The organism is Streptomyces sp. NPDC001156 (assembly GCF_053598275.1).
This window is the reverse complement of record NZ_JBSFJX010000355.1, coordinates 1-5092: the sequence shown is the minus strand read 5'-3', so window position 1 is coordinate 5092 and position 5092 is coordinate 1. Positions and strand designations below refer to the sequence as shown.

The 5092-nt window shown below is 68.7% G+C and carries 6 protein-coding genes and 1 pseudogene; 4 read left to right on the top strand and 3 right to left on the bottom strand.

Annotation, left to right across the window (positions count from 1 at the left end):
• Window positions 1-292: 292 nt before the first annotated feature.
• From ACWDA7_RS50140 to ACWDA7_RS50130, 3 genes are all read right to left on the bottom strand, one after another.
• Window positions 293-676, bottom strand: a complete 384-nt coding sequence (locus ACWDA7_RS50140) for a mycothiol transferase (RefSeq protein WP_450614549.1) — start codon at window positions 674-676, stop codon at window positions 293-295.
• 16 nt (window positions 677-692) lie between these two features.
• Complete coding sequence (locus ACWDA7_RS50135; RefSeq protein WP_450614547.1) at window positions 693-1349, bottom strand: hypothetical protein; 657 nt, start codon at window positions 1347-1349, stop codon at window positions 693-695.
• A gap of 193 nt (window positions 1350-1542) precedes the next feature.
• Window positions 1543-2142 (bottom strand): hypothetical protein, encoded by a 600-nt coding sequence (locus ACWDA7_RS50130; RefSeq protein ID WP_450614551.1) that lies wholly within the window; start codon window positions 2140-2142, stop codon window positions 1543-1545.
• A 206-nt stretch (window positions 2143-2348) separates the two neighbouring features.
• Between ACWDA7_RS50130 and ACWDA7_RS50125 the strand changes: the two are divergent.
• The 4 genes and pseudogenes from ACWDA7_RS50125 (at window position 2349) to ACWDA7_RS50110 (ending at window position 5058) form a co-directional block, all read left to right on the top strand.
• Window positions 2349-3226 (top strand): annotated as a pseudogene (locus ACWDA7_RS50125) (helix-turn-helix domain-containing protein).
• A 285-nt stretch (window positions 3227-3511) separates the two neighbouring features.
• The gene (locus ACWDA7_RS50120) at window positions 3512-4177 is read left to right on the top strand and encodes a hypothetical protein (RefSeq protein WP_450614545.1); all 666 of its coding nucleotides are present in this window, start codon (window positions 3512-3514) and stop codon (window positions 4175-4177) included.
• 493 nt (window positions 4178-4670) lie between these two features.
• Complete coding sequence (locus tag ACWDA7_RS50115) at window positions 4671-4889, top strand: hypothetical protein (protein ID WP_450614543.1); 219 nt, start codon at window positions 4671-4673, stop codon at window positions 4887-4889.
• On the top strand, window positions 4882-5058 hold the full coding sequence (locus ACWDA7_RS50110; protein WP_450614541.1) for a hypothetical protein: 177 nt from the start codon (window positions 4882-4884) through the stop codon (window positions 5056-5058). The genes ACWDA7_RS50115 and ACWDA7_RS50110 overlap by 8 nt, the downstream gene beginning before the upstream one ends.
• Window positions 5059-5092: the final 34 nt, after the last annotated feature.

Here is a 5092-nt window from a genome sequence, read left to right as displayed (position 1 = left end):
CGCGACGGCCCGGATACCGCCATGCCCCAGCACCCGGGCCTCGGCACCCATGAGCAGCCGCCGCTGCCGCTCGTCCAGATGCGGGAACAACACCGTGAACTTCACAGCGAGTTGGCCGCGGGTTTCGTCTGGGATGCGCATACCACGTCAACGAGCCCTGGAGCGGGAAGCAACACGTTGATTCCCTGCAAACCCTTAGGAGCGTGGGCCAGCAAGGGGGACACCGAGGCCTGTGCAGTCGTACGAGCGATTGCTGCACGGGCCATCGGTCTCACGCCGTGTCTGGGGAGGGTTAACTGCCAGTGGTGCCGTCGGCCAGCTCGCGCAGGATGTCGAGGTGTCCGTTGTGGCGGGCGGTCTCCTCAATGAGATGGTGAAGGATCCAGCGGAGGGTGAATGTCCCGCTCTTCCCCTCACGCTTCGAGGGCGTGTCCAGGTCGAGTTCGGCGATGACCTGCCGGTTCTTCTCGGCTTGGGCGTCGTACTCCTCGAGCAGGGTGGCGATAGGGACGTCAAGGGCGATCCGCATCCGCTGTTCTGCTCGTCCGCCTGCCGCGCCAGGCCCTGGCGGCAGGTACGGCGGGCAAGGACAGAGGCAGTGCAGGCTGACGTGTGGGGCAGCTGGCCGCCGTCTAACGGCGGCCTGCCGCTGAGCCAGCTGCCGCCGCAGCGGCAACGTGCTGCCTGCGGTTTTACTCGGTCTGCTCGGACTGCGCTTCGTCTTGGGACGTTGCGGCCGTCTGCCCGACCAGGTTGGGGGCGGTGTAGTAGACGGAGGAGCCCTGCTTGGTGCGCTGGGCCTGGTTCTTGGCCACCAGGTTTTCGAGGGTGGTGCGCACGACGGTGGTCTTGATGCCCCGCTCGGGGTGGACCGTTTCGAGTGCGGTGGTGACTTCGGCAGCGGAGCGCGGTTCGCTCTGCTTGGTGAGATGGCTGCGGATGAGCTCGACCAGCGTGGGCCGGGCCGCCTTCGCGGCTACGGCGTTGCCCGCAGGCTTCTTGCCAGCCGCCGCCTTCTCGGCCGCGGTGCGGTCCTGTGCGTCGGCGGCCTTCTTGGCTCGCGTCCGCTTGCCGGTGCCGGGCTCACCAGAGGTCGTCTTGCGGGGGGTGGGGACGGTGGAGCTGCCCGGGGCGGCCGCAGGCTGAACCGGTGTGGGCGAAACGCCAAGCACCTGCTGTACGTTGACCAACACGGAGTGGTCGTGCTGCAGAGCAGCCAGCTGCTCCTGGAGCGCGGCGATGTCCGAACTGATGCGTTCCTGCTCCTTAGCGTTGAGTTCGAGGTCGCTGGTCACCTGGGCGGCGTACTGCGACGTCACTCCGGTGGTTGCCATGGTGCTGTCCGGCATGATGTTGACCTTCCTCGTTTCTGGTCGGGTGTGTCAGATCTGTGCGCAGGCGCCGAGCGCCCTTGCGCATGTGTTCTCGGGCCGCTGATTGAACAGCGGCGGTCACTGCAGTGAATGGCCCAGCATAGAGGTAGTACGGATGAGTGAAGTGTGTTGTTTCTCTTGAAGTGATGTCTTTTGCTCGAGTCGAGCCTCAGGGCCGGTGCCCGTGGTGCTGTCTGGGGTGTACGACAGAGCGGGGTGGAGCGCACTCGCGGGGGAGTCGCCACAGGACTTCGTCCATGTCCCGATCGCGGTGCCAGGCGGCCAGGACGCGAGTGGTCGTCAGCCGGTCGATCGGTTCTGCGATCTGGTGGGGGGAGTGGCCGCACAGGCGGGCGAGGACGTCCATGTCGGCGTGGTGGTGGACCTGGACGCAGGTGTGTGCGGCCAGCACGAGTGCGGTCAGCCGCACCGCGGGTGGTGCGGTGTGCGGCAGGAGCAAGGGCACGGGTCGCAAAGCCCAGTGCGCGGCGTGGCGGCGTGCACTGCGGCCGGGAGCCTGGTCCAGGACTGCCTCATCCAGCAGGTGCACCTCTACAGACGCCGCTCGAAGGTCGGGCAGCGCAAGCCAGCGAGCGCGGGCCAGTTCCTGCCACAGTTCCTGGCGCTCGTACAGGCGCATGCCGCGCAGCAGCCCCGAAGGCAGTCGGACCTGCCTGTGAGGGTTCACGCGCTGGGCGTATTGCAGGGCCAGCAGCCGGGCCGCGGGGAAGGGGAACCGGGGGAGTGCGGCGGCGAGGTAGGTGAGCATCTCCCGCACGCGCAGACGCTCACTGGACCCAGGCTCTGTCCTGCTGGATGCCGCAGTCGATGGGCAGTCGGAAGGATGTGGCTGTCGGGGTGCCCTCGCCGAAAACTCATCCGCCCTGCTGGTAGCCGGTGTCTGGGATGTCGACCGCGGTCGCTCGCGCCGGCATCCTCACGTGACTGTCGATCACCGCGGCATGATGATCGACCGTGCTGTTACGACGTGCCTACCTGAGCGTGACGAACGGATTCGGCCTGCTGCGCCTGCTGCCGATGAGCGCTCGGGACATGGACGCGGAGATCCTCGCCCTGCGTCATCAGATCATGGTGCTGCAACGCCAACTCGGCAAGCGGAGGGTGCGGTTCACCCCGAGTGGCGGGGCGTTCCTGGCGGCGCTGCTGCACCGGCTGCCACGGCATGTGCTGCGCAGGACGCGGCTGCTGGTGCGCCCGGACACGGTGCTGCGATGGCACTGCGACGTTCTCGCACGCCGCCGCGCGGCCCGTTCTCGACCCAAGCGCCCGGGACGACCGCGCACCGTGCACTCGGTTAGAGCCCTGGCGCTGCGCCTGGCGCGCGAAAATCCCAGCTGGGGCTACAGGAGAGTGCACGGTGAGTTGCTCGTTTGGGGGTGAAGGTGGCCGCCTCCACAGTGTGGGAGATCCTGAGGGAGACCGAGATCGACCCGGCGCCCGAACGGAACTCCAGTACCTGGGGCGACTTCCTGCGCTCCCAAGCCGATGCCCTGTTGGCCTGTGACTTCTTCGAGACGGTCACTCTGACCGGGATGCGGCTGTACGTGTTCGTCGCCATCGAGCACGCCAACCGCCAGGTCTGCATCCCGGGCGATCACGCCAACCGGATCGCCGCCCTCGACGACCAGTTCCGCACCGAGTCTGAGCGGGTCGGCCGCGCCGCCTACGCCGCCGAGCACGCGATCATCGCCCACCTCGACAACGTCGCGCCCCGCCGCCCCGGCAAGACCATGACCGAAGAGATCGCCCACGCGACGGCCGCCCTCGAAGGCGCCGACGACGACGTGAAGACGAAGGCCCACAAGCGGCTCCTGCTGCTCACCCGGGCCTGACCCCATAGACCGGCGGCCGGGCTGAATCCCCCGGCCCGGTCGCCACCCCAGGGCCGCGCCCCGTTCCCCCCAGCCCTCCCTGGGCGGGGTGCGGCCTGCACAACTCAACACGGACACGCTGTAGCTAAGTTGGCAGAGCAGGCTCACTTATAAGGGTCGCGTCGGGGTTCGAGTCCCTCCAGCGTGACGTCACCAATCGTCCGGCGGCCGGACATGCGACCGCGCCATGGTGCACCGACTCGCTTCCCGCCGCCGGGCCCCACGCACCCACCCGAGGAGACTCCGATGCCCGACACCAGAGGCATCCCCGCCGGGCCCGTCGAGACACGGCCCGCAGGCTTCCGCGAGTTCGACGAGCAAGCGGCCGTCCTGCGCGACACCCTGACCGCCGACGGCGTCGAGCTCGGCGCCTACGAGCTGCGCATCATCGAGTGGCTGTCGCGGTGGGAGTGGGCGACCGTCGCCGTCATCGCGTCGTGGGTGGCCCGGGCCGCCGCGAGCCGCGAGCCGGCCCCGGCGGTCGCGCTGCCGTCCCGGTTCGACGCGACCCCGGCCGAGGTCGACCGGCACCTGCGCCGGATCCTCGCCGAGGACACCTGCCTGCGCTACCAGCAGACGATCGGCGGCCTGGCCGTCGCCGAGGCTGCGAAGGCCGTGCGCATGGAGGTCGTGCTGCCGGGCACTCCGGACGCGAAGGCGTGGTGGGAGGCGGCTGACTTCTTCGATCCCTTGAACGGGGGCGGCCGCTATCCCTCGCAGCTCCAGTGCTCCCAGCACAACGGCTTCGGCCCGTGCCCGGGCGCGCCCCGCTGCACGCTCTGCGCAGGGGAGCGGGAGAAGGACACCAGTGGCGGCCGCCAGCCGCTCGAGGGCGAGTCCACTCCCGACTTCTTCAGCGAGGCCACACCTACACCCGTCAGTACCACGGCGACACCAACGAGTTCCGCGTAGACCACATCGCCACCGCACCGGACAGCGATCATCGACGCGCCTACGGCTGGTACCGCCGCGAAGCCGACGCTCGCTGGCACGGCTACTTCGCCGACGAGAGCGAGTTCGACGGCTGGACCGACGTCGTCGAGGACGGTACGTGATGGCCGTCGGAAACGCCCACACCCTACTGCGACCGGCGCGGTTGCCGCGCCAAGGTCACCGTCGAAGCGGCGCGCAACGCGGCGCACGCGCGCCGCGCCGCCCGCATCCGCCATAGGTGGCGCTGCGACGACGCCGGTGAGCACCCCTGCAGGTTCGGCCAGCCTCGTTCCGCCTGTCGGGTTCAGCGCTGCTCCGGCTGTGCGTGTCTGGGCGGCGTGGTGCGGCCCGTGGGGCAGGGAGGGCCTGCCTTGCTGATAGGCCGGTCCTCAAGGCTCGACCGCGCCGGGTGGGAGATCTGCCTGGCGGCCGGGTTCGCGCACATGTCCGATCACAAGAAGGGAGGCCGACTGTGATCCAGTCCGGCGACCGAATCGACGTCGTGCTCGACGTCTTTGTCGAGGACGACGCGTACAAGGTGGTCATCTCCGGCGTGCTCCGGCCCGGCCAGCCTGTGCCGAGCCTCCCTGTGGGGGCGACCCGCAACATCGTTCAGACGTGGCTGGACGTGCGCCACAGCGTGAGCGCTTTCGCTATCCAGCGCACGGGAGAGGAAGAGGTCCATGGCTGACGAACTGGTGACGTTTCTATGCGACCGGCTCGACGAGGACGACGAGACCGCTCGCAAGGCCACCATCCGCCGGATGGGTGGAGAGGCATGGTCGTACGAGGAACCCGCCGTCAACACCGTTGCGTTTACTTCCGTGAGCGGTTCGCGAGCCCGTGCTCGAAGAACGTGATGGCGGTGTGGATGGTGTAGTTCTGGCTGGTCGT